The sequence below is a fragment of the Vibrio maerlii genome (genome assembly GCF_003415655.1).
Classification (GTDB): domain Bacteria; phylum Pseudomonadota; class Gammaproteobacteria; order Enterobacterales; family Vibrionaceae; genus Vibrio; species Vibrio maerlii.
In genome coordinates this window covers 15,582-40,591 of sequence record NZ_QRHC01000002.1, presented here as the reverse complement: position 1 = coordinate 40,591, position 25,010 = coordinate 15,582, and the positions used below count along the sequence as shown (strand labels likewise).

Genomic DNA, 25,010 nt, shown 5'->3' with positions numbered 1-25,010 from the left:
GTAAAAGTGGAACAACAAAGCGTAAGGTTAACTGTGTTTTCTATTCCTATTATCAATAACAATAAGCCCATCACGTAAGCAGTGTTTAACAATTCTTAAGCAGAACTATGCTCCTGAAGTGCACCCCCATGTATTGGCTAGTTCTGCTTTTCCTTTTTCTTTGATTCGTTCGATTAGATCATTTGCTGGCGGAAGCTATGGAAGATCGACTCAAATGCATTGGGATCGGCACGCTGGATCTTATCGATATCTTGCTTTATCAAATCGTACATAAATGAAGGCTGTAGGTCACTCAGTTGGCGATAGTAGTTGCGTCGACGACCCAGTATAAAGTTCATTTGCTCTAAACGTGGTAGCGCAATGAAGTTATCCATTATCCCAAGAAATTTATCCTTGTCCTCTGGCAGTTTACCGTTGATCTCCATGAGCAGGTTGATCCCATGGAAGTTGCCGTATTTGCTGTCGATGTTGTCGAGTAGTGCGAGAAGTTGACGCTGCTCTTCTACCATCTCTAATTCAGAAAGCATGGTGAACTTACCCTGCTCAACGGATGTCATTAGCTCTGTATTAGGTTTGACGGCTAATGACAGTAAACGGATTTCGTCTGGGTTGATTTCGTTGAGGATCTTGGCTGTTTCCGCCACATGTAGATGTGACAACTCTTTGCCTCCTAAACCTAGGATAATGAACACCATGATTTCCATGCCTGCTTTTTTTGCATGCTTGGCAGATGAAACGATGTAGTTTGGTGTAATGCCTTTCTTAACACGCTTCAATACATCGACAGACCCAGATTCCATACCACAATAAAGCATGTTCAACCCAGCATCGCAGATGGCTTTCATCTCTTCCGCACTCTTTTTGCGCATGGTTTGTGCACGGCCGTATGAGCTGATGCGTTTTAGCTCTGGGAAGGCCTCCTTTAGAGTCGTGAGCACATCAAGGAGATCTTCGGTTTCCATCGCAAATGAATCACCGTCTTGAAGAAAGCAGGTTTCGAACACGCGGTCTTTGTAAAATCGACGAGCGTTCCAGATATCTTGCTTAATCTCTTCTACCGGGCGAATCGAAAATTCCATGCCCTTGAACAAGGTACAAAAGGTACATTTATTCCACGGGCAGCCTTCCGTTGTACGGATTAGCAAGCTATCGGCTTCGGATGGTGGACGAATTGGACCTTGATCGAAGTTGAACAGTTCCACATTGAGCTCCTAGGGATGATCATTAATGTGGCAGATTGTAGGGGAAGTGTATGAAAGGATATACGGGATAAAAATTGAATGATTATAAAACGAGATTTGATAATGTCAGCTCAGATAAGCAAATAAGAGCAATAGCAAAGAGGCTGATTATGATTAACCAGCCTCAAACGATTATGTTCTCGCGTCAGAGAGTAAGTCGATAAGCTCTGATTCGGTGATAGGGACTCTTTCGAGTTTCATTTCGACAGACGCTCCACCTCTGAGCATATAAGCATGTGTGCTGCAGTGATCATAATGGAACCACTTGCCATCGATACATACATCGGTATAGCACTTTGGATCTCTTTTTAGTTCCATGCCTTATCTCCTTACATTGACATAACAATTCAACCTTAATTTGTTAATAGATTGTTTAAAATGATCTGGATCAATGTTGCTATGTTTTTAACCGATTTAAACTATCCAATTTCTAGGGTCTAATGTTTGGGACGTGTCTGGTCACACATTGAATTATTTTCGACAGATCGAGAACAAAGTAAGAGATTAGTTTAAGATATTGATTCTGCTTTATATTCATACCACACGGGTAACACGTCATGTTGAACTCTATCAATCTTGCTGATATTCGCTCCTTTGTGTTGATCGCTCAGCTGGGTAATTTTACTAAGGCGGCGGAAGCCCTTTCGGTTTCACGTTCGCACGTATCCAAGCAAATTAGTAATTTAGAGTCACAAATGGGGGTGACTTTACTTATCCGTACCACACGCACGCTAAGATTGACGCCAGCAGGTGAGCAGTTTTTTAGCCAATGCGAGACTGCCCTAAATAGTATTGATCAAGCCTTGATTGCCGCCTTAGATGATCCGGAATCGGTCAAAGGTGTTATTCGAGTCAACTGTGTGGGTGGCTACCTTGGGGAGGAGCTCATTGCGATGTATGTTCATGAGTTTATGCAGCAACATTCTGATATTCAGGTCTATCTGGATTTCTCCAGCCATCGTATTGATCTGATAGAAGATGAGTTTGACGTGGCATTACGAATGGGGACATTGGACGATTCCGGATTTATTGCTAAGCATCTGATGGACATTGAGATGGTGACTTTAGCAAGCTCGGATTATCTCACCAAGTTTGGAGAGCCACTGCATCCCAAGGAATTAGCTAAGCACCGCACTTTGACTGGGTCGGTTAAAAAGTGGAGCTATCAACAGCGAGCAACGGGTAGAGTTCAAGATGTGAATGTAGAAGGTCAATTTGTGTGTAAGAACGGCCGGGCATTGGTTCAGGGTGCCGCGATGGGTAATGGAATCATTCGCGTACCGTTGATGTACTGCAGCGAGCTAGTGGAGCGAGGGCAACTAGTAACATTGATGCCAGATTGGCACATTCCTTCCGTACCATTTTCCGCGATATATCATAGAGACAAGTATCAACCTAAGCGACTGCGCACTTTTGTAGACTTTATCAAATCCAAGTTTAGTGATTAGGTTAACAGACCCTAGTAAAACGAAAAAGCGACCCACATACGTGACGGTCGCTTTGTTATTAGAGTCGAGCTTGTTGACGAGCGGTTATTTCGCTAGTTCGTAGTTTTCTTTCATTTCTTGAGGTGCGATACCGTATTCGTAATCCGCTAAGTAACCATCCTTGTATACCTTCATACCATTCTCATCCCAGCTTACTTTGATGATTGCAGATTTGCCGTTTTCGCTACCCATTAGTTCAAGCATATCTTCATCGATCTTGATCGCTTTGATCGTTTTGATGCGCTTGAACGGTTTGAACTCTGTAGAGGTTGGAAGCTCGCCGTAAGTGTTTACCCAAACATCTTGAGGAACAAGCCACTGGTTGTAGATTTCGCCCACGATTGGTTTTGGCATGCTTGCGATAACCACGTCGTTAGTCATGGTGTTCTCAGTCTCTAGTGAGTAACCGCCTTTACCATCAGATACGTACGTAGGGAATGCTTTACCGAGTTCCGCTTCCGCAGGCAGACGACCAAGAGTTGGCGTTTTCTTTCTGAATAGCTCAGCGTCTTCAAACTTCGCCATGATCTCAGGAATCTTTTGAAATTCAACGGGTGCCGCATTTACGATAGCTGCAAATGACATTGATGCTGCGATAGCTGTCAGGGTGATTAGCTTTTTCATATAAGACCTAATTAATGTACGTAAACAGTGGACGGTAAAATATAGATTTTTCCAATTTATATCAAGTTTGTTATTGATAGAACTACTGTTTTCGTGTGGTTGTTCCAAGCTCTATTTTGCCTAAGCGAATACGAATATCGTTAGCTTGAAATTGTTATTTATTTCGACTATTATCGAAATGTATTTAATGAGGGTCAAACGATGGATTTAGAAAGCGTCGCAAAAGCACTTAAAGAGCTTGGACACCCAACTAGGTTGTCGATTTACAAGCAGATTGTAAAAGCTGGTCGTCAGGGTATCGCGGTTGGTGGTATTCAGCAACATTTAGATATACCAGGTTCAACGTTATCACATCATATCTCTAGTTTGTCTTCCGCAGGCTTACTCACACAAAGAAGAGAAGGTCGAACGCTTTACTGCGTAGCAGAATATCAGTGCTTAGATGATGTCATTGGATTCTTGCAAGATGAGTGTTGTGCCGATGAACAGTGCAACTGAGCCACTAAATCTTGAGCAGGTTTGGCAGGAGTATGAGAATGCTTTAGGGGCATTCTTACGTTCAAAAGTCAGTAACGTCGATGATGTGGAGGATCTGCTTCAAGAGGTGCTGATAAAGACCTATCAAAACCTGCAGTCAGTGAACGACGCATCGAGTGTGAAGGCTTGGCTGTTCCAGCTTGCGAACCGAACCATTATCGATTTCTACCGTAAGCGCGCGCGTATCGACAGAGACAAAAATATCAGTGCTGATGAGCTTTGGTTTGAACAAGACGATGACGTTTCAATAGAACAAGAAATGTCTCAATGTATTGAGCCATTTATTCGCGCTCTGCCAAAGGAGTCTTCTGAGCTGCTTATGTCGATCGACTTAAAAGGCGAGAGCCAAAAGAGTATCGCTGAGGCACAAAACATCAGCTACTCGACGCTGAAATCACGAGTTCAAAAGAGTCGTCAGCAACTGAAAGGCTTGTTTAGCCAATGTTGTGACCTGACTTTGGATAATCACGGTAGTGTGATTGATTGTGAGCAAAAGCCAGGTCAATGCAACAGCTGCTAGCTCTTGTAGGAACCGCAAAATTTCACCAAGAACAGTGAAACTCCCCGAATTAAAGCGACAAACTAATACGATTTACTTAGTTTGTCGCTTTTCTATTTTTGACAACTAAACCTTCTATTTACCAATACATTGCCCTTCTGCTCAACAGGCATGTTGTCTGAGTTACGCCCTTTTTTCTATAAACCACACTACATGTGCTGGTACTTCTCTAAATCCCTGAATGGCTCTTTATTCAAACTCTGCTGAAATCACCCGTTTCTATAATTTCGTTGTCGAGCTTTGTAGGTTGGCTTGATGTCATAAAAACAGATATTCAGAGCGTTGAGGAAAATATGCAGACTACGTACGGAACAGCAGATGTAAACGTGATCTTCGCCGAGAAAGGCGATGACAAAGTTGTGGGCTACGGTGGTAATGATTTCATCCACGGTGGCGAAGGCAACGATATTCTCATTGGCGGGGCAGGTGATGACATTCTTATCGCTGGTACTGGCAATGATGTGTTGCGCGGTGGCAGTGGTGATGACTTTCTATTCACGAACTCAGGCAATAGTTCACTTTCAGGAGGCACCGGTAACGACACCTTTGTGATAAACGGCAGTGGGACGAATAAGGTATCTACCGGGAGCGGGGAAGATACCATCTTCATCAAAGGGGGAGATGGTTACACCACAGTGACGGACTTTGAGATTGGTGTTGATAACTTGGAATTCGATGCGGATGCCTTTGACAGTGCAGATGCTGCGCTCTCTTATGATTTTAGCGGCAACTTAATTATCGAATATGGCAACTACACCGTGAAGCTTAAAGGTATCACGAGTGATGATGTTGCTGAACTGGGAGTCGATACTCTGTTCAATATTTAACGCTTTAACATGGGTACTGGATTGAATCGGTACCCATTCTTCTCAATTAGGATGTTGTTTTGAAGAAGTCGCCCTTTGCACTCGCAAAAAAAAGAGCCATCAATCTCACGTCGATATTGATTGTATTCAGTTTCCTCATCAATCTACTGATCCTCGCGATTCCTATCTATATGCTGCAGGTATATAGCCGAGTCATCACCTCATACTCGGTCGACACCTTGTGGCTGCTCACCGCTATTGTAGTGTTCGCATTGTTAACGATGACCTTGATTGATATCGCTCGCGCGATGATCAGCAAATCGATGGGTCATTGGTTCTCAGCCCAGTTTGCTCCCGATATGCTCCGCCAAGCGATCAAATATAAGATGCGCACGGGTAAGAACCATACAAAACAGATACTGCATGACTTTCAGGTCGTGCGTTCTTTTCTCGGTGGTAATGGCATTTACCCGATACTTGATGCCCCTTGGACACCCATGTTTATTTTGGTGGTGTATTTAATGCACCCAATGCTCGGTCATCTTGCCGTCGTCGGGACGGTAGTGTTGTTCTCTTTGGCAGTGCTCAACGAGATGGTCAGCAGAAAGACGCTGGCAGAAGTCGATACGCGCACGATTTTCGTCTCTCAAAATGCTGAAAATGCCGCTGTGAATTCTGATTCGATTCTTGGTATGGGAATGATGAACGAGTTCTTGGAGCGTTGGTATAACGCAACCTCTGATATGAATGACATCGAGCATCGTTCAGGAAGCCGATCTTTGATTATCTCCAACTGCTCCAAGTTTTTTCGTTCTGGATTACAGGTGGCTCTGATTGGCGTCGGTGCTTGGCTGGTTATTCAGCATGAGATTACTGCGGGTGTGATGATTGCCAGTTCAATATTAATGGCAAGGGCACTTTCTCCGGTTGAACAAGCAATTGGTACTTGGTCATCAGCGAGTTCCGCCTGGCGTGCTTATCAACGCTTGAATGAGTTGAGTCAGCTTGAGATCTCCCAAGAGATCGACATGCCGCTGCCTCGCCCAAAGGGTAACATTCGAGTGTCTAATCTGACCTATCGCCATCCAATGATGAATGCGCCTACGCTGTCAAACTTAAGCTTTGATATACCAGCAGGTAAAGCGATAGGCATCATTGGCCCTTCTGGCACTGGTAAATCAACCCTCGTAAAACTCTTACTGGGCAACTTACATCCGACAGCTGGGAAGGTTGAGCTAGACGGAATGAACGTCGCGCACTGGGCAAAAGAAGATTTGGGACGTTATTGTGGCTACATGTCTCAAGATACAGAGTTATTCGCCGTTTCCATTCGAGAAAACATCGCCCGCTTGAAAGTCGAGCAACCAGATAAGGTGATTGAGGCTGCTCAGCTAACGGGCTGTCATGAAATGATACTCAAGAAGCCAAAGGGCTACGACTTCGTGGTGGGGGAAAATGGAGCAGGTTTATCAGGTGGCGAGCGCCAACGAGTTGCTATGGCTCGCGCTATCTATGGCGACCCTAGTTTGGTGGTGTTTGATGAAGCGAACGCCAATTTGGATGGAGAAGGTGAAGTTGCGTTCCAGCAACTTATTCAACACTTAAAAGAAAAAGGTGTCACTGTTGTAGTGATTGCGCACAGCGCAGGCGCATTAAGAAACGTAGATAGACTACTCTCTCTGAGAAAGGGGCAATTGCACCTTTACGGTGGAAGAGAACAAGTGCTATCGGCGATGATGCAAAACCAATCGACAGACATACCGAAGGTGGAAAATGGCTAGAGAAATTATCGACCCTGAGTTGCTCTCTAAAGAGACCATCGACAGGTTTGAACCGAGCTCTCCTTTACGTGTTTCGCGTTATGTTATTGGAGGTTTGTTTGCGTTCACCCTTTTTGTCGGTGGATTTGGTATTTGGAGTGTTACTGCGAAACTCGAAAGCGCTGCGATTGCGTATGGTGAAGTCGTTGTAGGCACTCAAAGGCAAGCGGTACAGCATCTCGAGGGTGGCATTGTTGAAAAGATATTAGTGAGAGAAGGTGACAGTGTTCAGCAGGGGGACTTGATTGCTCGTCTCTCTGATAGCCAACCACTCGCTCAGCTCCAATCCCTGCGAGGTCAGTACATTCATGCGAGATCTAAGGAGAGTCGTCTAACATCGGAGCTAGAACAACAAGAGTCGATTCGTTGGCATACTGATTTGGAGATGTTTACCGAGTCAGATACCTTGCTTGCCGCAGAGCAGATACAGCAGAAGGTCTTTGCGGCTAGACAAGCCTATTTTGCCAGCCAAAAAGCCATATTGACTCAGTTGATCGAAGGCTCCGAAGTTGAGTTGGTCAACGTGCGCAAGACGATAAATATTGAGAAAGAGCGTCTTTATTTCATCAACGACGAGATAAAGAGTAATAAAGCCCTGTTCAAAAAAGGCTTTTCTGGAAAGTCTGCCTTATTGTCGCTGCAACGTGTCGCAGCCGAGGTTCGCAGTGAGATTAGCCAACTCGAACGCCAAGCATTAACCGTCGAACAGCAGGGAAGTGATGCGATCGCCCAACTCAAGGAACTCGAGTTAGAACGGTTGAAGGTGATAGTAGAAGAGCTGCGAGAGACACAAAAAGAGCTTGTGCTCATTCACGAAGAATACCAAGCTGCGAAGGATGTCTATGAGCGAACCAATATCGTCGCACCTATCTCTGGAAAAATCGTCAACATGCAGGTTTTTTCTGAACACGGTGTTATTCAGTCTGGGCAGGTTATTTTAGAGATTGTTCCGGATAATGAAGAGCTGATCGTTGAGAGTAGGGTTGACCCGAAAGATGTTGATCTCGTGGCCACTGGGCAAAGTGCAAGAGTACGATTAACAGCGCTAAATAGTCGGACGGTGGAGCCCATGGAGGGAAAAGTATTAACTATCTCTGCCGATAAATTAACCACGCAAGACGATCAACAATATTATTTAACTAGGATTGAACTCGAGCCTGAAGCACTCGCGAGCTATACGGTAACGCCAGGTATGAATGCTGAGGTGTTAATTCTATCTGAACCAAGAACGCCAATGGATTATTTACTCAAGCCTATAACCGACAGTTTTGAGCGTGCGTTTAGAGAAGAGTAGTGAGAGTTAGAACTAATACAGATAGTCACCCGCTTTGCTAACCATATTTTATTTCATCCAATAAAAAAGCTTTCGCAGATGCGAAAGCTTTTCTCTAAGAATCATTTACTAAGTAGTAAACTGCTTTTTACTTTGTGTAAGATTGAGCGATGTTATCAATACGCTCATTTGCACGTGCTGCTTCTTCTTGTGCAGCCATTGCTGCTGCTTTAGCATCTTTAGAAGCCATTGCTGCATCGTTAGATGAGTTTTGTAGTGCAGCCACATCCGCGCTTAGCTGATCAACTTTTGTTGTTAGATCATTTAGAGCCGCTGTTGTTTCTTCGTCTGGACCTGAAGCACAACCAGCTAGTAGAAGAACTGAGCTAGCAGCCGCTGCGATCAACATCTTATTCATAATAACTCCTTGTTATCCTTAGTGTAGTAGCAAGAGATTCTTTTATTCTTCTTGCTTTTTTGAGTTTAGCATCAAAAATGATAATGAAAACAAAAGTTTTCAGGAAAATCACAAAACAATTGCATTGTTGATACTTTGAGAGAATTAGTCAACCTTTTGTATACAAATATTTTACATTTAATTTATGCGGCAAAACTAACACTCAAGTATCGATTCGCGTTATTATATCGCGTTATTTTTTTCCAACTTGGAGACAACTTTTGCACTTTAAAGATTTAGGCTTAGACAACCGCTTGTTGAAGACACTGAAACACTACAACTTCACCAAAGCGACAGATATTCAGAAACAAGCAATACCAGTAGCCATTGCTGGTAAAGACCTACTTGCATCCTCCAAAACGGGTTCAGGTAAGACGCTTGCATTTGTTTTGCCTATGCTACACAAATCATTAAAGACCAAAGCGTTCTCTAAGAATGATCCTCGCGGCCTTATTCTTGCGCCAACTCGTGAGCTTGCAAAGCAAGTTTATGGCGAGCTTAAGTCTATGCTCGGTGGTTTGTCTTACGATGCGACTTTGATTCTAGGTGGTGAAAACTTCAACGACCAAGTGAAAGCGCTACGTAAGTCTCCACGCTTTATTGTTGCAACTCCTGGTCGCCTAGCCGATCACCTTGAACATCGTTCACTTTACCTTGATGGTCTAGAGACACTGATCCTTGATGAAGCTGACCGCATGTTGGATCTTGGTTTTGCTCCTGAGCTTCGTCGTATTCACAAAGCAGCGAAACATCGTCGTCGTCAGACTTTGATGTTCTCGGCAACTCTTGATCATGCAGAAGTCAATGACATTGCAATGGAGATGCTTGAAGCACCAAAACGCATCTCAATCGGCGTATCGAATGAAGAACATAAAGACATCACTCAGAAGTTCTACCTATGTGATCACCTCGACCACAAGGAAGCGATCCTAGAGCGTGCGCTTGAAGAAGCGGAATACAAGCAAGTTATCATCTTCACCGCAACCCGCGCTGATACCGATCGTCTAACCGAAAAACTGAACGAGCAGAAACTGAAAGCTGTCGCTCTAAGCGGTAACCTAAATCAGACTCAACGCAACACAATAATGAGTCAGTTCGAGCGTGCAGTATTCAAAATCCTTGTGACAACTGATGTTGCTTCTCGTGGCCTGGATATCGCCAATGTAACCCACGTAATCAACTTCGATATGCCTAAACACACGGAAGAATATGTTCACCGTGTAGGTCGAACGGGTCGTGCGGGTAACAAGGGTGATGCAATTTCTCTGGTTGGTCCAAAAGACTGGGACAGCTTTAAGCGTGTTGAGCTCTACCTGCAGCAAGACTTAGATTTCTCAGTATTTGAAGGCCTCAAAGGCAAGTTCAAAGGATTAAAACCTCGTAAGCCTGCCTTTAAGAAAGGCGGCCCTTCTAAAGCGAAGGCGAAGCCACAAGCGAAGAAGACTCAGAAGAAACCCGTTAAGCGTGATAAGAGCTTCCATCAGAATGTGGCTGTGGGTGATTCGGTATTTATTCCAAAGAAAAAGAAGCCTATGAAACCTGAGTCTGAGGACTAGGGTCTGTTGACCTTTCGTGGTTAAATTTTGTTCGAGATAAAATCGTTTTAGGCGCGGCAAGGGGTGTGTAGCCTAGTCATTCTAAGTAAATACCCCTTAACAAAGCATAAAACGATTTTAGCCGAACCCTTCGGGCAGCGTTTGTGCTTCATTTCCACTGTGTTATCGGCTTCTCATGTAGGCTAGCTACACATCAAAGCCTCTGCCTTGTGGAAATTTCCCACAAACTGCTGCAAAAACCAGCTCGAAAGGTCAACAGACCCTAATAACATTCAGAAAGTGAGATTCCGACAGTTCGCTCACCAAGCATAGTTTAATTTCAATAATATCTGAAACTTAACAACGTTATTCTCTACACTGAGGAACGAAATAGGAAATCTCTCTTTCAATATTTATGTTGTTGATGTCTCGTCCTAAAATGCGTGAATGTATAAAAAAGCCCCTTGAACAGAGATGTTCAAGGGGCTTTTGCGTTGCTTGTCGCTATGTTTCTTTAGATTTTAAAGTAATCCAACTGTGAACGTTGTGATTCTGCTAGCTGAGATAACTCACGCGCTGCTTCTGTAGATTGGCTAATACCCACCACATTTTGGTTCACTAGCTCGTGGATGTTAACCACGTTACGGTTGATATCAGCGGTAACTTGGCTCTGTTCTTCCGCGGCTGATGAAACCTGAGCGTTGATGGTGGCCATGCTACCCATCGCTGATTCGATCTCCATAAGCGCACCGTTGACTTTCTCTGCCAGCTCGCGATTTGTCTCCAGAGTATTTAAGCTGTCATGCATGGCGTTATTCGCTTTGCTTGATTGTGCTTGTAGCTCTTCAATGATCTGTTGAATCTCTTTTGTCGACTCTTGGGTGCGAGCTGCCAGCATACGCACTTCATCGGCGACTACTGCAAAGCCTCGGCCAGTTTCACCAGCACGTGCAGCTTCAATCGCGGCGTTTAAAGCAAGAAGGTTAGTCTGCTCAGAGATGCCTTGGATAACCTCAATGACCTTACCGATCTGCTCAGATTGCAGTTGTAGCGAGTTAACTACTGTTGCCGCTTCGTTTAATTGGCTTTCCATTTGTGTGGTTGCTTGATTGCTTTGAGCAAAGATTTGAATGCTCTGAGCGGCGAGGTTATTCGCTTTTTGAGCCGTTTCATCGGCGTTAACGGCGTTTTCATTAACGTGACTTGCTGTGCTCTCTAGCTGATTAATTGCAGAGGCGACTTGCTCTACCTCTTGCTTCTCTTGATCAGAGTTGACCGTTGCTTGAGTCATCACCGCTGCTAGCTCAGTTGAAGCAGACGCCACATCTGTACTGATGCGAACCAGGTGAGCGGTGGTTTCTGAAAGCTTATCATTCGATTCATTTACATCGTGAGCCAGTTCTGCAAGTTCATTCGAACCTGCAACTTTGCAACGCACACTTAAATCGCCCGTTGCAACCTTCTGCATGGTTTGCTGAATCTCTCGAATTGGCGTCACTATAACCCCTGCTAGTAGCCAGCTGACAACAATGGCAGCACCAAGACACACAATGATGACAACCACACCCATATTTTGGGTTTGGTCATGAGCCTCAGCGTTAGAGTCTATATTCTGATGCGCTAAAGTGTTGAGCTTCTTAGACAGGGCTTGAAGCGCCACGCTCATATCGTTACCGACTTGACGGAATTGAGTCATTGCTGAGTTGTAACGGCGTTCAAAGTCAGCATCGGTGCCACTACCACTGTGCTTTTGTTCGAGTAACGGGGCCATTGTGCCTTGAGCAAAGCCTACATATTGCTGCATCGCCTTTAGTGCATTATTGGTCTCCGCTGACAGGCCTTCCGCTTCACTTAATGAGTCAAACGCGCGCTTAGAGTCATTCATTCTGGTGTTCAATACAGAAATGAAATCTTTGAGGTCATCCGCTTTAAACAAACTGTAAATAGACTTAATGCGCATCGCATACATGTCATTGATCAAGCTGTTTAAATCGTCTTTGTAAACAATGACATCTTCTGTGGTCGAGTAAACATCTTCGAATGCGGTAGTGAGACGACCATTGACTGTGAATGTACTAATAGATATCAGCACGACCGAGACAAGCACTGGGATCAGGACTTGGGTACGAATAGAGAGATTGTTCAGGAACTGCGTCATAGCGATTGGAGGGGCCTCTTTTAGGTTGCCAATTACGAGTTGATAATCTTTATCATTTGTCATAATCCGAGCATTTTATACATTCACTAAATATATACAACAGTCTTGCCAGCATTATCCGAAATGCTAGTGCTTATAGTTGATATAAGTAAAAGTGGTTGTTAATTAAAGATTTAATTTGTGACTGCGATGTGTTGGTAATCATAGCTTGTCGAAATGTGACAAATTTATTAAATCTCTGGCTGTCATAGAGGCTTCAACTTAGTGAAACACAACTGTCATATTTGAGTTCTAAAGTAGGCACCGTTCAAGAGAAACACAACGGCAATAAAGCCATTCAAAGGAAATTGTAATGAAAAAGACAGTTATCGGTGCAGTTGCACTACTAAGCGCACTAACAGCTGGTACAGCGACAGCTAAAGAAACTATCTCTGTAGTTGGCTCTAACAGTGCATCTCCACTGGTTGAAGTTTTTGCGGAAACTTACATGAACAAAGGTGAACCAGTATTCATCGAGATTCAAGCTCCGGGTTCATCTGCAGGTATCAGAGCAGCAAAAGATGGAAGTGCTGACCTAGGTATTACTTCTCGTGACCTTAACGAAGATGAGAAATCTTCAGACCTGAAAGAGCTAGTTATTGCTCGTGACGGTATTGCAATCGTTGTTAACCCAGAGAACTCAGTAAAAGCACTGACTTCTGAGCAAGTAACAGGTATCTACAAAGGTGAAATCACTAACTGGTCTGAAGTTGGTGGTGAAAGCAAGCCTATCGTAGCAATCACTCGTGATACAGCATCTGGTACTCGTGGCGCATTCGAAGACATCATGTCACTTAAGATGGAAGTATCTGGCAAGAAAGTATCTGCTATCTCTCCACGTGCTCAAGTAGCAAACGGTAACGGTGCTCTAAAAGTATCTGTAGCTAACAACCCTTATGCAATTGGCTTTATCTCTCTAGGTACAGTAGATAACACTGTTCAAGCTCTAGAAATCGACGGTGCTGCAGCAACAGTAGACAATGTTAAGAACGGTTCATTCAAAGTAGCTCGTCCTTTCCTTGTTCTTTACAAAGACGGCGCACCAACAGCTGAAACTCAACAATTCCTAGATTGGATGGTTGGTGAAGAAGCTCAAGGTATTGCAGCGAAGAAAGGTTACATCACAGTAAACTAATCCTAGCTCAACAAAGATTTAAAACTTGCTCAGCCTCCTTTTGGGCTGAGCCTTTTCTTTCAACTCCCGGTGCTTATATCAGCACGAGAGTCTGAGATTTTATATTATGACCATCGCAAATAGTGAAAAGCTTATGAACTCTGAAGCTACTCAAGCTAATAAGCCAGCACTACGCACTAAGAAGCGCGTAGACTGGAGAGAGCGTATCTTCCACGGCTTATTCTTAACGAGTGCCATTATTGGTATCGTATCACTAGCAATTATCGCTTACTTTATTGTTGCAGAAAGTATTCCAGCCTTCCGAGAAGCAGGTGTAGTTGGAATTGTAACGGGTACACACTGGCTTCCACCGGCACTTTATGGTGTAGCGACTATGATTGTTGCTTCTATGGTGTCGACACTTGGGGCTGTTGTTGTTGGTGTACCAGTTGGTGTATTAACTGCCATCTTTATCGCCGAAATCGCACCAAAGCGTCTGGCTGATATTATCCGTCCTGCCGTTGAACTATTGGCAGGCATTCCATCGGTAGTGTATGGCTTCTTTGGCCTAGTCATTATCGTACCAATGATCCAAAACGTCTTCCAAGTTCCAGCGGGTAACACCATTCTGGCGGGTATTATTGTTTTGGGTATCATGATTCTTCCAACAGTAATCACGGTATCAGAAACGTCAATCCGCGCAGTACCACGCACTTATAAAGAAGGTTCGCTAGCACTGGGTGCATCCAAGATCTTTACCATCTTTAAATTGCTCGTTCCAGCTGCCCGTTCGGGCATTATGACAGGTGTCATCCTAGGCATTGGTCGTGCATTGGGTGAGACAATGGCAATCATCATGGTAATGGGTAACGCACCAGCAATGCCTGAAGGCATTCTAGATTCAGCACGTACGCTGACTGCCAACATTGCGATTGAAATGTCATACGCAAGTGGTGTTCACGCAAACGCTCTGTATGCAACAGGTGTTGTACTTCTAGTATTCATCATGATTCTGAATGCTGCTCTTCTATACCTAAACCGCGAAAAAGCGAAGTAAGCGAAAGGTAACATTATGCAAAACGTAAAAGCATTGGATCACGCAAAACTAAAGCAAGCTCGCCAGAACAAAGATAACATTTTAAATGCCTTTGTATGGGCTGCGGCAGCGGTGACGGTAGGCTTCCTGTTCTGGATTATATGGTACATCCTATCGAATGGTCTGCAATACGTAGACTGGAACTTTATTACTGACAACTACACTCGTACTGGTGAAGAACGCGGTATCTTCCCGATGATTATTGCAACTATCTATATGGTTATCGCTTCAATTGCGGTTGCGGCACCATTAGGAATCATGACTGCTATTTACTTAACAGAATATGCGAAAGTCGGCAGTAAGCTGGTTAAAGTGATTCGTTTCTGTACAGAGTCATTAGCCGGTATCCCATCGATCATCTTTGGTCTATTTGGTATGACCTTCTTTGTATCGATTCTTGGTCTTGGTTTCTCTGTTCTTTCAGGTGCTCTAACACTAAGTATTCTGATTCTGCCTGTTATCATCCGTACAACGGAAGAAGCGTTAATGGCAGTACCACAAACATACCGTGAAGGCTCATATGGCCTTGGCGCTTCAAAAATCTATACTATCTGGCGTTTGATCTTACCAAGTGCAATCCCAGGTATCTTAACTTCGGTCATTCTAAGTATTGGTCGTGTAATCGGTGAATCTGCGCCTGTTTTCTTAACAGCAGGTATGGTGGCACGTATTCCAGAGTCGCTATTCGACTCGGGTCGTACACTAACCGTTCACCTTTATAAGCTGACTACTGAGCTGTTCACTATTGATGAGTGGAACCAAGCTTATGGTACAGCAACAGTGCTTATCGTTGTCGTACTGCTAATCAACATGGTAACTAAGTTGATTGCACGTCGCTTCAACACAGCAACTTACTAATAAATGTTTTCTGATAAACAAAGTTAATTAGCATTAGACACGAATTTAAGAATTTAGAGATTAAGAATATGAACAAATTTGATATTGAAAACCTAGACCTGTTCTACGGCGACAACCAAGCACTTAAGACAATCAATCTACCTATCCCAACAAAGCAAGTAACGGCTCTTATTGGCCCGTCTGGCTGTGGTAAATCCACGCTACTTCGTTGCCTTAACCGCATGAACGACCTAATTGAAGGCGTTAAAATCACGGGTAAGCTGGATATGGATGGTACCGATATCTATGGCAACATTGACGTCGCTGATCTGCGTATCCGAGTGGGTATGGTGTTCCAAAAGCCAAACCCATTCCCAATGAGTATTTATGAGAACGTGGCTTACGGTCTGCGTGCTCAAGGTATCAAAGATAAGAAGCAACTAGATGAAGTCGTTGAGCGTTCACTACGCGGTGCTGCTCTTTGGGATGAAGTAAAAGACCGTCTTAAGTCACATGCATTTGGTCTATCTGGTGGTCAGCAGCAGCGTTTGTGTATTGCGCGTACGATTGCAATGGAACCAGATGTGATCCTTATGGATGAGCCAACGTCTGCACTTGACCCGATTGCGACACATAAAATTGAAGAACTGATGGAAGATCTGAAAAAGAACTACACCATCGTTATCGTAACTCACTCAATGCAGCAAGCGCGTCGTATTTCTGACCGTACCGCTTTCTTCCTAATGGGTGAGCTTGTTGAGCACGATGACACACAGGTTATTTTCAGTGACCCGAAAGACGATCGTACAAAGGGCTACGTGAACGGCGACTTCGGCTAATATACTCTTCATTCTTGAAGCTGCAGCGTCGTTGACTGCGCCAATCCGCCCTAATCACATAGCGGACTATGCTCATAGGGTCGAATTGTCTTGTCGCCTAGCTGCTACTCCAATTATTTTGAGTATATGACTTTGTCTAAGTTGCTATAACGACTTAAAGAATTTACTGGCAAAATCACTATAATAATAAGCGATGGAAACCTTGCCCCTCTTTATGAGGGGCTTTTTTATGGCTGTTAGTTAAGCCGTTTCATTGGGTCTGCAACGACGCAAACGGTGTCGTGAGTTGGGAATAATCAACCTACAAAAAATAACGCAATTATTGGTGAAATTTATCTAAAGCTACCGTACGCAGAGTCGATATAACGTAGTAATTTTCTAATGCCAATTTAGGGGCAATCTGATGTTCAGCTTACGTTACATGAGTATCAAACAAAAAGTCGTTGCAGGAATCACCTTTGCGGTCCTCGCATCTACCATCATCGTTGGTGTGATGGCACAAAAACAATCAAGAGACGTATTAAGTCACCGTCTAATCGATATTGAGTTGCCAGGGCTTCTTGAGCGAATCAATGGCGAGATCGACCGAGAAGTATCACAAATGCTTTCTGCGGCAGAGCAAATCGCTTCAAACGAATACATTATTGATGCTATTCGCACAACGGATCGCGATCCTCAAGTTGAGGCTAAGCTCATCAAGCAGCTGAATAACGTACGTAACCAGTACAGTCTAAATGATGCGTCGGTCGCGAATAAGCAGTCTGCGTATTATTGGAACCAAAATGGCTTCCTGCGCCAGCTTAACCACTCTCAAGACAGCTGGTTCTTTGGCTTTACCGCGTCAGGCCAAGAGATGCAAGTGAGCATGTTCCAAGAAGCCAATGGCGATGTGAAAATGTTTGCTAACTACCAACAGCCCTCTGGCTATGCGATGGCAGGCTTATCGAAGTCGATGGGTGACATGGTTCGCCTATTGAAAAGCTTTAAGATTGAGAACTCTGGCTTTGTGTTGCTAACAAACAGTAAGGGTGAGATTCAAATCCACCCAGATTCAACCAAGAGCCAACAAACGCTCCAGCGTATCTACGGTACAGAGACCAACCAACTGCTTAATAAATCAGGCTTTAACCTGATTGAGGTTGAACATGAAGGTCAAGGTCACTTCATTGCGAGTCTTTACGTTTCATCAATGGACTGGTTTGTTGTCGGTGTGGTACCGACTTCTGAAGTATTCGCCGAGCTTGATGCGACAGCTCAGAAGATGTTGATCACGACCGTTGTTGTGGCGATTATATTCATTGCACTTGGTATCCTATTAGCAAACAGCATTACCAACCCAATTAACGCATTGGCGAAGCGCTTCGGCGACTTAGGCACAGGTGATGGTGACCTCTCACAACGCATTGAAGTGAAGGGCAATGATGAAATTGCTCAATTATCCAATGGCTTTAATGGCTTTATTGAAAAGATTCACCAATCTATGATCGAAGTGTGTTCAACTAGCCAAGCTCTTCAAGTCGCGGCAGAGAACGTATCTCAGAAGGCACACCTAACTCACGACAACAGCCAAGAGCAGCGAGACCAAACGGTTCAGGTTGTGACGGCAATAAACCAAATGGGTATGACGATTGCAGAAATCGCGTCAAATGCAGCGACAGCCGCAGAGACAGCGAACTATGCTTCTGAAAATACCGAGGTAGGTCGCAAGGTTGTCAACAAAGCGAAAGATGCGATTAGCCGTCTTGCACAAGATATCGAAACTACAGGACAAGTGATTGAGCAGCTCGCCTCAACCACTCAAGATATTGGCTCTATCCTAGGTGTTATTCGTGATATCTCTGAGCAAACGAACCTACTGGCCCTTAATGCGGCGATTGAAGCAGCGCGCGCGGGTGAACAAGGTCGTGGTTTTGCAGTTGTTGCTGATGAGGTTCGAAACCTAGCAAGCCGTACAGCAGACTCAACGGAAGAAATCCAACGCATGATCAACCAGCTTCAAAGCGATGCACAAGATGCGGTTAATGCAATGAATGTGGGTAAAGAAGTGACCTTCGAAGGGGTAACGGCCTCTGATGAAGCGGTAGAGGTGTTAGGCGGTATCTCAGACCGAATCTTAGATATCACTGACCGTAATACTCAGGTAGCGACAGCGACAGAAGAGCAATCCACGGTTGTGCATACCATCAACCAGAACATTGAAGAGATCAACTCGATCAACGAGGTGACGACAGGCACTGCTGAGCAATTAGCGGATGCAAGTCAGGAGCTGAAAGCGCTCTCTTCTCGACTGGATACCATGGTTGGTAGCTTTAAGCTTTAAGCGCGGTAGGCACAAGCGCTAGCACTCAATGGGATTAATGAGTAAACTTGCACTAGTTTCACTATTTTTAGGTAAGTAACATGAGTGATTTTGAGAAAGAACTGGAAGCAATGGTTGCTGAGACGGCAGATGAGCCTGAAGTAGCACTTCCTTCAATTGAAGAGCAGAAAGCAATCGTTGCTGAGTTCAAAAAACTAGAAGCTGAAGGCAAATTGACTCCAGAAGTATTGGAAGCTCACTTCGGTCAGTTCAATAAAAAGAACGACAAGCCAATTCATTAAGTTTGAAAAAGCATGAATTACGACAAAAGCGAAGCTTAAATGGCTTCGCTTTTTTGTATTCTAGTTCTTTAGTTTATGAATAGTGAAGAATATTAAAAAAGTATTGTATATCAATTGTTTAGTGGAAAGTGCTAAATCTTTTCATACTTGACTTTTCGTCGTTAGTCAACAAATCTAGACTAAATTATAAACAGTCTCAGACAATACAAGGTTCACGATGAACATGGCTAGCGAACAGGCAATAGGCGACCAAGACACACACGTTATTCTTATCACAGAGGATAGTATGCAATCTTCACTTTTGCGTGATGTATTGCAATCAGCTTTGGGAATACAGGTTCTTATTGTCACTCCTGCGATGTTCGAAAGTCATAACCCGGTATTTGATGAAGAGGAGATCCAATATCTGCTGGTGGATGTTGGTGTGTTTGATGAACAATGGCTAGATGCCTACAGCGACTTTAAAGCGCTGCATTACTTTGACGTGGATGAGATCTTGCTTAACTGCGATCCGAAAGTAACCTATGCAGAACTCTGGATCTGGCGTTCATTAGTCGGGGTTTTCTACGCTTCAGACGATATTACTGTATTGAAATGCGGCATCGAAAAGATCATTGCTGGGGAGATGTGGCTAAGCAGAAAGGTGGCTCAAGACTACATTCTTGCTCTGAGGCAGCAAACTAAACCGGTCTGCTCGCCCACTAATGCCAAACTCACCAAGCGAGAGTATCAAATCATTTCCTTGCTCTCTGATGGTGCATCTAACTGTCAAATCGCTTCAGCACTGACCGTGAGTGAGAATACCGTAAAAACACATCTCCATAACATTTTCAAAAAGATCAAAGCAAAAAATCGCGTACAAGCGTTATTGTGGGCGAAAGACCATCTTAATGCGCCGATCCCGCCAAAATATAATTAACAAATAGCTTACAACCTCTGGTTTTATTTGCTTGGTTATACTAATATTACCAAGCACTACATTAACTATATCTAATGTTTATACCTCACTAATAGTGGGTGATAATACATGTCTAATTTTCTCACTTCTGAAACATATAACGTATTCCTATTCGTTATTAAATATCATCTATTGAAATAATTAATACCATTTGGGTAGTCTATAAACTCTTAGGTTAGTTTATTACCTTGCTGTTTTAATCTTTTTTCTAACCTTATATTTTTTCGATTAGGGATAAATGAGATATTAATTATGGAAAGTCAGGTTGTCTTAAATAACATAAAGCTAATTACGAAACATAACTTACAAAGTGAAAATTTTAGAGAGATGTTGGAGTCGAAAACAGGCTTAAACATCTCTATCATCGACCCAGACCTAGTTGTGAACAAGCAGCTGGCGTTTACTTCCCCATCAATGCTGATCATCGACTTCTCGAGCTGCCATCAACTTGATGAGTTTGCTGAGTGTCTTAAGGAGGCTGATGCTGTCTGTACTACTGTTCTTCTCAATGTCATGAAAGACATGAGTGTAGAAGAGGTGGTTCAATGGCCTGCTTTAAGAGGTATCTTTGATTCTAAAGACAGTATTGATCATGTTTGTGACGGTTTACTTGCGATTTCTAAAGGTGAAAATTGGCTTCCACGTGGACTAATTAATGCTTTAATCAGCTATTACGAAGACAAAGTACCAAAAGAAAATGACGATGTTGAGATCAACGCTGAATTAACTCGACGAGAATTAGAAATACTTCAATCCTTAAAAACGGGTGGTTCTAATATTGAAATAGCGGACAGTTTATTTATTAGTGAGCACACAATAAAGTCACACTTATATAATATTTTTAAGAAGATTGAAGTAAAAAATAGGATGCAAGCAACGGCTTGGGCGAGAAAATACTTAGCGTGAAGTTAAGTTTATTTAGTTCTTATTTAATACTTTTTAAAGCGTAAGGAGTGATATATGAAACATCCATTTCTTACGCTTTTTACGATAAAAGACGAGTGTCTAATTAACGATCACCTCAATACCCATAGATTTAAGGTGAGCGATATCTTCATTGGGAGCAGACTCATCGGTTAACACCATAGAAATAGCTCGAGGTTGCCCAATACTTGATGGATAAATTTGACCAAATTTACTTGAATCGGTCAGTACGATGTTACGTCTTTTTTTGTTCAAGATGGTTTCGGCGATCTCAGCTCGCATCATATCGCGGCTCGTGAATCCAGTATCCTGATGGTAGCCATCAATACCGATAAATGCGGTGCTAAAATGGATATTCTCAATGCATAGCTTAGTGAGTGGCCCAACAAGGCTTTCACCTTGGTGCTGATAGACACCACCTAAAAGAATGATATTAGCCGACGAGCTTCGGAGTAGGTGGGCGATGTATGCAGACGGTGTGATAATGGTGACGTCTCCACGCTCGGCTAATGTGCGAGCCAGCAACGCATTGGCACTGCCACCTTCAATGAGCACCGTTTCGTTTGGTGCGACGAGATCTGCGGCCTTACTTGCCAATGATTGCTTGATGTCAAAACGAACTTCTAAGCGAGAATCAATATTGTCGCTTTCTAATGCGATAGCTGCGCCATGAACACGCTTAAGGTAGCCTTCGGTTTCAAGGAAGTTGAGATCCTGACGAATCGTCACTCCAGATACCCCAATGATGTCAGACAGCTCAGTGACCTGAATGCGTTTATGTTGATTAACCAGTTGGACTATTTCGTTCTGTCTTGAGTTCACGCGCTTACCTCGAATCTTCTGATGGTAAGTATTCTAGTGGTTTTGGCTTTCATTTGAAATCCATACGAAAGTAAAAACCGTTCAAAAGTAAAGGCCCTACGAACGTGAATAAACCGTTATGTGACATCTTGAGTTGGTTTAAGCTCTTCATGACTTTGTTGCAGTGACTCCTCAACCACTTCTGCGACCTCAGCAACATGCTCTGGTGCACTCTCAGCGACCGCTAAGATGAACTCCTCCATGTTTTCCGTCACTTCATCATCGTCCCTATCGGCAAGTCGCTGAGCCTGGTTGCTCGCAACGGCAGAGCTCGCAAGTTCTTGCCCTAGTTCAACCAGTTTCTCTGGGTTGTGTTCTGCAAGAGGTTCAATGACGGTCTTAGCCGGGTCGTCGAGAGAGTCGGAGATCGCCGCGAGGATGGTCATCGCGTTTTCTGGCTCTTTCTCAATCAGCCAGCTCACCAGTTCATCAATCTGATCACCTTCCGTTTCGGAGATACGTTTGGCGATCGAAATGGCAAGATCAGAATTCGTTACCGTTAATGCCCGGAATAGGGTAACGGTATCGATACTGTCGATCTGGCTTGCGCGCTCGGCTATGGATGCGATCCATTCTGGATTGTTACTTGCCAAGCTGCGAATAAAGCTGATCGCATTATTCGGGTGCTGTTTCGCCAGCTCTTCGACTTTTTCTACCGTCTCTTCAACATAGAGCGAGTGCTCTTGATATTCGGTTCGTGGATCCAGTTCACTATAGATAGAGGCGGGAGCCTGAACGATGAACTCTTCTTGTTCTTCGACAGGAATAGGTTTACGCATTGCCATGCGGTGGATGGTAAACATCACCAATATCAGCTCAACGACAATCATAAAGATGAACAAGGAATCACTGTCGGTCCTTTGCATTAAGATCGACGCTGAATAAGGACCAATAATGGAACCAAAGGCGTAGATGCAGAGTAGGCCAGATAGAACCGGGACTAGCTGTGCTTTTTGCGCTCTATCGAACGTTTCTGAGATGCTCAGTGGGTATAAACAGGCAATAAACCCCATGGTGAGCGCAACTAGGATATAAGGCGCGAACTCCCACTGGTACTCAATGCTCACTGGCAATGAGAAGCTGACGATAGCCAGAACAAAGCAGCTGGCGAGAATCACCTTCCGGCGCTCAAATCTATCCGATAAGTAGCCCATGGGCAGTTGGAGCAAAATACCGCCGGCTGTGGCCGCACCCATGAATAGAGAGAGCTGAAAGCCAGTAATCCCAACACTTTCAGAATAGACGGGCAACATATTGGCAATGGTCGAATAAAGAATGCCACAGATAAAACAGGTCACGACGCCAAGCGGAGATAAGATATAGATATCTTTTAGCGAGATAGAGCCGGTTTGTTCAATCTTCGGCTCATAAGAAGAGACGAAAACGACCGGAGTTACGGAAATACTGAATAGCACGCCACAAATCACAAACAATGTGGTTTCGGTCGGCGGCGCGAGTGCGAGTCCGAATTGTCCAAGCGTAATAGCACTGAGGATCACCACTTGGTTGAACGCCAAGATTTTACCGCGGTTGGTTTCCGTTGAAACGCTGTTGAACCAAGTATCGAGGGTTGCGGTCGCACAGGCTATGCAAAATCCCATCACGGCTCGCATCAATGACCACAACACAATATCCGTGTGTGTGCCCATGACCAAGATAGCGGTTGCCCCCAAGCTACCACACATGGCAAAGGTACGAACCAAGCCAATCTGCCGCAGTACTTTCTTACCGATAATTGCGCCGAGCAAGAAGCCGACAGAATACATGGATAGAACAAAACCGATCGATTGAACGCTAACATTGTCAGCAGACAGCTTTACTGGCAGCAACAGACCACTTAAACCGTGGCTACTCATGAGTAGAAACGAGCTTATAAAAAGTAGAGTCAGTGGTCTGAGTGTTGCCGTTACATTCATAAGCGCCAGTCCTTGGCTAAAGCGGATGAGTGAGAGTTTTCCTAACGGCTTTCCTTTATAACCTATTTTCTTAACTTTTGCATAACATTGGTCTTGGTCAATACGAAGTTTTATAGATAAGTTCATGAAAGTCTTAGTTCAGTTGCCTATCCTAACCATGCTTATTTCAGTTAATGACTACTTCAGATAAAGGTATATATGGTCTTATTAATGTAATTACAGAGGTAATTTAATGTATCTAAAATCTATTGATAACTTAAGAGGTGTTGCAATGATTGCAATAGTATCTTGTCACCTATTTAACTTCGGACTCATTGATAACGACTGGATTACACTCTATATAAAAAACACGTTAATAGGTACTTCTTCACTCTATGTTTTTATATCTGGATTTATGTTTTATCATGTTTTCTATAAGAGTTTTAATTATCATGTTTTTCTTTCAAAGAAATTGATATCTATTGTGATTCCATATTTTTTCTTGGCATCACTAGCAATTTTATTGTTGTGGCTTTTTAAGATGGGATATTTTACACCAATGGATCTAATGAAGGACCCTAATGAAGCATATCGTGACGGTAACATTTTCTCACCTAATGACAACGCGTTAACCACAATAATTAAGTACTACATTAGTGGCAGAATGATGACGGCCTATTGGTACATTCCCTTCGCTGTTATACTTTTTCTAAGTGCCCCTTTACATATGAGGTATATTCATATGTCATTACGCAACCAAGTTGTTATTCTAATAGCGTTTTCTTTTCTTGCTACTTTCTGTCATCGTCCTGTATCTGTAACCAATCCTTTGCATTCATATATATTTTATACGCCTTTTTATCTTTACGGAATATTATTATCTATGTATAGAGAGCAAGTGTTGAAATATATTGGTGAAAGATTAATTTTGATAGCTACCATTTCTTTTGCATTACTATCATTACAAGTATATTTTGGAGATGTTGGAAATTATACAAAACCATTTTTCAAGTATGAGGGTGCTGATCTTCAATTTTTACAGAAGCTGTTTTTAATAGCAATTGTTTTTTATTTATTTGAAAAGTTACCATTTGAAAGCAAAATAGTTTCATCTCTGTCAAAGTATAGTTTCTCTATATACTTAATCCATCCTTGGGTGGTGCTAGTTTTATATTCTGTTGGTAATCGATATGGCTATATGGTAAATGATAAGTTGCAAGTTAAAAGCATATTGGTTTTTATTAGTATGGTTATACTTGTTCTCTCATGTTCCATAGTCATAACAAAATGTTTCAAGTGGATTATGAGAGGTAGTAACCGAACCAGATATATCACTGGTTACTGAAATC

At 43.3% G+C, this 25,010-nt stretch carries 23 protein-coding genes; 16 read left to right on the top strand and 7 right to left on the bottom strand.

Annotated features, from left to right (window positions below; translation table 11 throughout):
- Positions 1-173: 173 nt before the first annotated feature.
- Both DPF91_RS01060 and DPF91_RS01055 read right to left on the bottom strand, forming a co-directional pair.
- Complete coding sequence (locus DPF91_RS01060) at positions 174-1,202, bottom strand: radical SAM protein (RefSeq protein WP_206355526.1); 1,029 nt, start codon at positions 1,200-1,202, stop codon at positions 174-176.
- 171 nt (positions 1,203-1,373) lie between these two features.
- Positions 1,374-1,559, bottom strand: a complete 186-nt coding sequence (locus tag DPF91_RS01055) for a hypothetical protein (protein ID WP_117232588.1) — start codon at positions 1,557-1,559, stop codon at positions 1,374-1,376.
- Between the two features lie 239 nt (positions 1,560-1,798).
- Here DPF91_RS01055 and DPF91_RS01050 point away from each other — a divergent pair, with 239 nt between their 5' ends.
- Positions 1,799-2,689: a LysR family transcriptional regulator gene (locus tag DPF91_RS01050; RefSeq protein WP_117232587.1), complete on the top strand. Its 891-nt coding sequence runs from the start codon at positions 1,799-1,801 to the stop codon at positions 2,687-2,689.
- Between the two features lie 84 nt (positions 2,690-2,773).
- Here the strand turns inward: DPF91_RS01050 and DPF91_RS01045 are convergent, their stop codons facing one another.
- Entirely contained in the window at positions 2,774-3,352 is a 579-nt protein-coding gene (locus DPF91_RS01045) for a hypothetical protein (RefSeq protein WP_117232586.1), read from the bottom strand.
- A gap of 201 nt (positions 3,353-3,553) precedes the next feature.
- On the opposite strand from DPF91_RS01045, the gene DPF91_RS01040 reads away from it, so the two are divergent.
- The 5 genes from DPF91_RS01040 to DPF91_RS01020 all read left to right on the top strand — a co-directional run bounded on the left by DPF91_RS01040 (position 3,554) and on the right by DPF91_RS01020 (position 8,368).
- Positions 3,554-3,850 carry an ArsR/SmtB family transcription factor gene (locus DPF91_RS01040; protein WP_117232585.1) on the top strand — a complete coding sequence of 99 codons (297 nt, stop codon included), beginning with the start codon at positions 3,554-3,556 and terminating at the stop codon, positions 3,848-3,850.
- Positions 3,834-4,409 (top strand): RNA polymerase sigma factor SigZ, encoded by a 576-nt coding sequence (gene sigZ, locus DPF91_RS01035; protein ID WP_117232584.1) that lies wholly within the window; start codon positions 3,834-3,836, stop codon positions 4,407-4,409. The genes DPF91_RS01040 and sigZ overlap by 17 nt, the downstream gene beginning before the upstream one ends.
- 332 nt (positions 4,410-4,741) lie before the next feature.
- Positions 4,742-5,275 carry a calcium-binding protein gene (locus DPF91_RS01030; RefSeq protein ID WP_117232583.1) on the top strand — a complete coding sequence of 178 codons (534 nt, stop codon included), beginning with the start codon at positions 4,742-4,744 and terminating at the stop codon, positions 5,273-5,275.
- Between the two features lie 59 nt (positions 5,276-5,334).
- A complete protein-coding gene (locus DPF91_RS01025; protein ID WP_117232582.1) occupies positions 5,335-7,035 on the top strand; it encodes a type I secretion system permease/ATPase in 1,701 nt (566 codons plus the stop codon).
- Positions 7,028-8,368 carry an HlyD family type I secretion periplasmic adaptor subunit gene (locus tag DPF91_RS01020; protein ID WP_117232581.1) on the top strand — a complete coding sequence of 447 codons (1,341 nt, stop codon included), beginning with the start codon at positions 7,028-7,030 and terminating at the stop codon, positions 8,366-8,368. Before DPF91_RS01025 ends, DPF91_RS01020 begins: the two co-directional genes overlap by 8 nt.
- Before the next feature lie 127 nt (positions 8,369-8,495).
- Here the strand turns inward: DPF91_RS01020 and DPF91_RS01015 are convergent, their stop codons facing one another.
- Positions 8,496-8,765, bottom strand: coding sequence for an Lpp/OprI family alanine-zipper lipoprotein (locus tag DPF91_RS01015; protein ID WP_117232580.1), 270 nt, complete (start codon positions 8,763-8,765; stop codon positions 8,496-8,498).
- A 260-nt stretch (positions 8,766-9,025) separates the two neighbouring features.
- Between DPF91_RS01015 and DPF91_RS01010 the strand changes: the two genes are divergently transcribed.
- On the top strand, positions 9,026-10,360 hold the full coding sequence (locus tag DPF91_RS01010; RefSeq protein ID WP_117232579.1) for a DEAD/DEAH box helicase: 1,335 nt from the start codon (positions 9,026-9,028) through the stop codon (positions 10,358-10,360).
- A 493-nt stretch (positions 10,361-10,853) separates the two neighbouring features.
- Here DPF91_RS01010 and DPF91_RS01000 read toward each other — a convergent pair whose 3' ends face one another.
- Positions 10,854-12,497, bottom strand: coding sequence for a methyl-accepting chemotaxis protein (locus DPF91_RS01000; RefSeq protein WP_117233173.1), 1,644 nt, complete (start codon positions 12,495-12,497; stop codon positions 10,854-10,856).
- Positions 12,498-12,849: 352 nt separating this feature from the next.
- Here DPF91_RS01000 and DPF91_RS00995 point away from each other — a divergent pair, with 352 nt between their 5' ends.
- From DPF91_RS00995 to DPF91_RS00960, 8 genes are all read left to right on the top strand, one after another.
- Complete coding sequence (locus DPF91_RS00995; protein WP_117232578.1) at positions 12,850-13,671, top strand: phosphate ABC transporter substrate-binding protein; 822 nt, start codon at positions 12,850-12,852, stop codon at positions 13,669-13,671.
- Positions 13,672-13,777: 106 nt separating this feature from the next.
- Complete coding sequence (pstC, locus tag DPF91_RS00990; RefSeq protein ID WP_117232577.1) at positions 13,778-14,707, top strand: phosphate ABC transporter permease subunit PstC; 930 nt, start codon at positions 13,778-13,780, stop codon at positions 14,705-14,707.
- A 33-nt stretch (positions 14,708-14,740) separates the two neighbouring features.
- Positions 14,741-15,604, top strand: coding sequence for a phosphate ABC transporter permease PstA (gene pstA, locus DPF91_RS00985; protein WP_117233172.1), 864 nt, complete (start codon positions 14,741-14,743; stop codon positions 15,602-15,604).
- A 68-nt stretch (positions 15,605-15,672) separates the two neighbouring features.
- The gene (gene pstB, locus DPF91_RS00980) at positions 15,673-16,422 is read left to right on the top strand and encodes a phosphate ABC transporter ATP-binding protein PstB (RefSeq protein WP_117232576.1); all 750 of its coding nucleotides are present in this window, start codon (positions 15,673-15,675) and stop codon (positions 16,420-16,422) included.
- 403 nt (positions 16,423-16,825) lie between these two features.
- Positions 16,826-18,742, top strand: a complete 1,917-nt coding sequence (locus DPF91_RS00975; RefSeq protein WP_117232575.1) for a methyl-accepting chemotaxis protein — start codon at positions 16,826-16,828, stop codon at positions 18,740-18,742.
- A gap of 80 nt (positions 18,743-18,822) precedes the next feature.
- On the top strand, positions 18,823-19,023 hold the full coding sequence (locus tag DPF91_RS00970; RefSeq protein WP_117232574.1) for a restriction endonuclease subunit S: 201 nt from the start codon (positions 18,823-18,825) through the stop codon (positions 19,021-19,023).
- A gap of 223 nt (positions 19,024-19,246) precedes the next feature.
- Positions 19,247-19,942, top strand: a complete 696-nt coding sequence (locus DPF91_RS00965; protein ID WP_164683978.1) for a LuxR C-terminal-related transcriptional regulator — start codon at positions 19,247-19,249, stop codon at positions 19,940-19,942.
- A gap of 291 nt (positions 19,943-20,233) precedes the next feature.
- On the top strand, positions 20,234-20,887 hold the full coding sequence (locus DPF91_RS00960) for a LuxR C-terminal-related transcriptional regulator (protein ID WP_117232573.1): 654 nt from the start codon (positions 20,234-20,236) through the stop codon (positions 20,885-20,887).
- A 99-nt stretch (positions 20,888-20,986) separates the two neighbouring features.
- Here DPF91_RS00960 and DPF91_RS00955 read toward each other — a convergent pair whose 3' ends face one another.
- Both DPF91_RS00955 and DPF91_RS00950 read right to left on the bottom strand, forming a co-directional pair.
- Positions 20,987-21,727, bottom strand: coding sequence for a DeoR/GlpR family DNA-binding transcription regulator (locus DPF91_RS00955; protein WP_117232572.1), 741 nt, complete (start codon positions 21,725-21,727; stop codon positions 20,987-20,989).
- A gap of 116 nt (positions 21,728-21,843) precedes the next feature.
- Complete coding sequence (locus tag DPF91_RS00950; RefSeq protein ID WP_241033732.1) at positions 21,844-23,808, bottom strand: MFS transporter; 1,965 nt, start codon at positions 23,806-23,808, stop codon at positions 21,844-21,846.
- Between the two features lie 106 nt (positions 23,809-23,914).
- Between DPF91_RS00950 and DPF91_RS00945 the strand changes: the two genes are divergently transcribed.
- Entirely contained in the window at positions 23,915-25,006 is a 1,092-nt protein-coding gene (locus DPF91_RS00945) for an acyltransferase family protein (RefSeq protein ID WP_117232571.1), read from the top strand.
- Positions 25,007-25,010 lie beyond the last annotated feature (4 nt).

Bases quoted from the DNA above. Each gene is read 5' to 3' on its own strand.
- DPF91_RS00975 (WP_117232575.1), top strand. From the start codon at position 16,826: ATGTTCAGCTTACGTTACATGAGTATCAAACAAAAAGTCGTTGCAGGA.
- DPF91_RS01055 (WP_117232588.1), bottom strand. From the start codon at position 1,559: ATGGAACTAAAAAGAGATCCAAAGTGCTATACCGATGTATGTATCGAT.
- DPF91_RS01040 (WP_117232585.1), top strand. From the start codon at position 3,554: ATGGATTTAGAAAGCGTCGCAAAAGCACTTAAAGAGCTTGGACACCCA.
- DPF91_RS00970 (WP_117232574.1), top strand. From the start codon at position 18,823: ATGAGTGATTTTGAGAAAGAACTGGAAGCAATGGTTGCTGAGACGGCA.
- DPF91_RS01030 (WP_117232583.1), top strand. From the start codon at position 4,742: ATGCAGACTACGTACGGAACAGCAGATGTAAACGTGATCTTCGCCGAG.
- pstB (WP_117232576.1), top strand. From the start codon at position 15,673: ATGAACAAATTTGATATTGAAAACCTAGACCTGTTCTACGGCGACAAC.
- DPF91_RS00945 (WP_117232571.1), top strand. From the start codon at position 23,915: ATGTATCTAAAATCTATTGATAACTTAAGAGGTGTTGCAATGATTGCA.
- DPF91_RS01050 (WP_117232587.1), top strand. From the start codon at position 1,799: ATGTTGAACTCTATCAATCTTGCTGATATTCGCTCCTTTGTGTTGATC.
- DPF91_RS00995 (WP_117232578.1), top strand. From the start codon at position 12,850: ATGAAAAAGACAGTTATCGGTGCAGTTGCACTACTAAGCGCACTAACA.
- DPF91_RS01045 (WP_117232586.1), bottom strand. From the start codon at position 3,352: ATGAAAAAGCTAATCACCCTGACAGCTATCGCAGCATCAATGTCATTT.
- pstC (WP_117232577.1), top strand. From the start codon at position 13,778: ATGACCATCGCAAATAGTGAAAAGCTTATGAACTCTGAAGCTACTCAA.
- DPF91_RS01015 (WP_117232580.1), bottom strand. From the start codon at position 8,765: ATGAATAAGATGTTGATCGCAGCGGCTGCTAGCTCAGTTCTTCTACTA.
- DPF91_RS00950 (WP_241033732.1), bottom strand. From the start codon at position 23,808: ATGAACTTATCTATAAAACTTCGTATTGACCAAGACCAATGTTATGCA.
- DPF91_RS00960 (WP_117232573.1), top strand. From the start codon at position 20,234: ATGGAAAGTCAGGTTGTCTTAAATAACATAAAGCTAATTACGAAACAT.
- DPF91_RS01000 (WP_117233173.1), bottom strand. From the start codon at position 12,497: ATGACGCAGTTCCTGAACAATCTCTCTATTCGTACCCAAGTCCTGATC.
- DPF91_RS01020 (WP_117232581.1), top strand. From the start codon at position 7,028: ATGGCTAGAGAAATTATCGACCCTGAGTTGCTCTCTAAAGAGACCATC.
- sigZ (WP_117232584.1), top strand. From the start codon at position 3,834: ATGAACAGTGCAACTGAGCCACTAAATCTTGAGCAGGTTTGGCAGGAG.
- DPF91_RS00965 (WP_164683978.1), top strand. From the start codon at position 19,247: ATGGCTAGCGAACAGGCAATAGGCGACCAAGACACACACGTTATTCTT.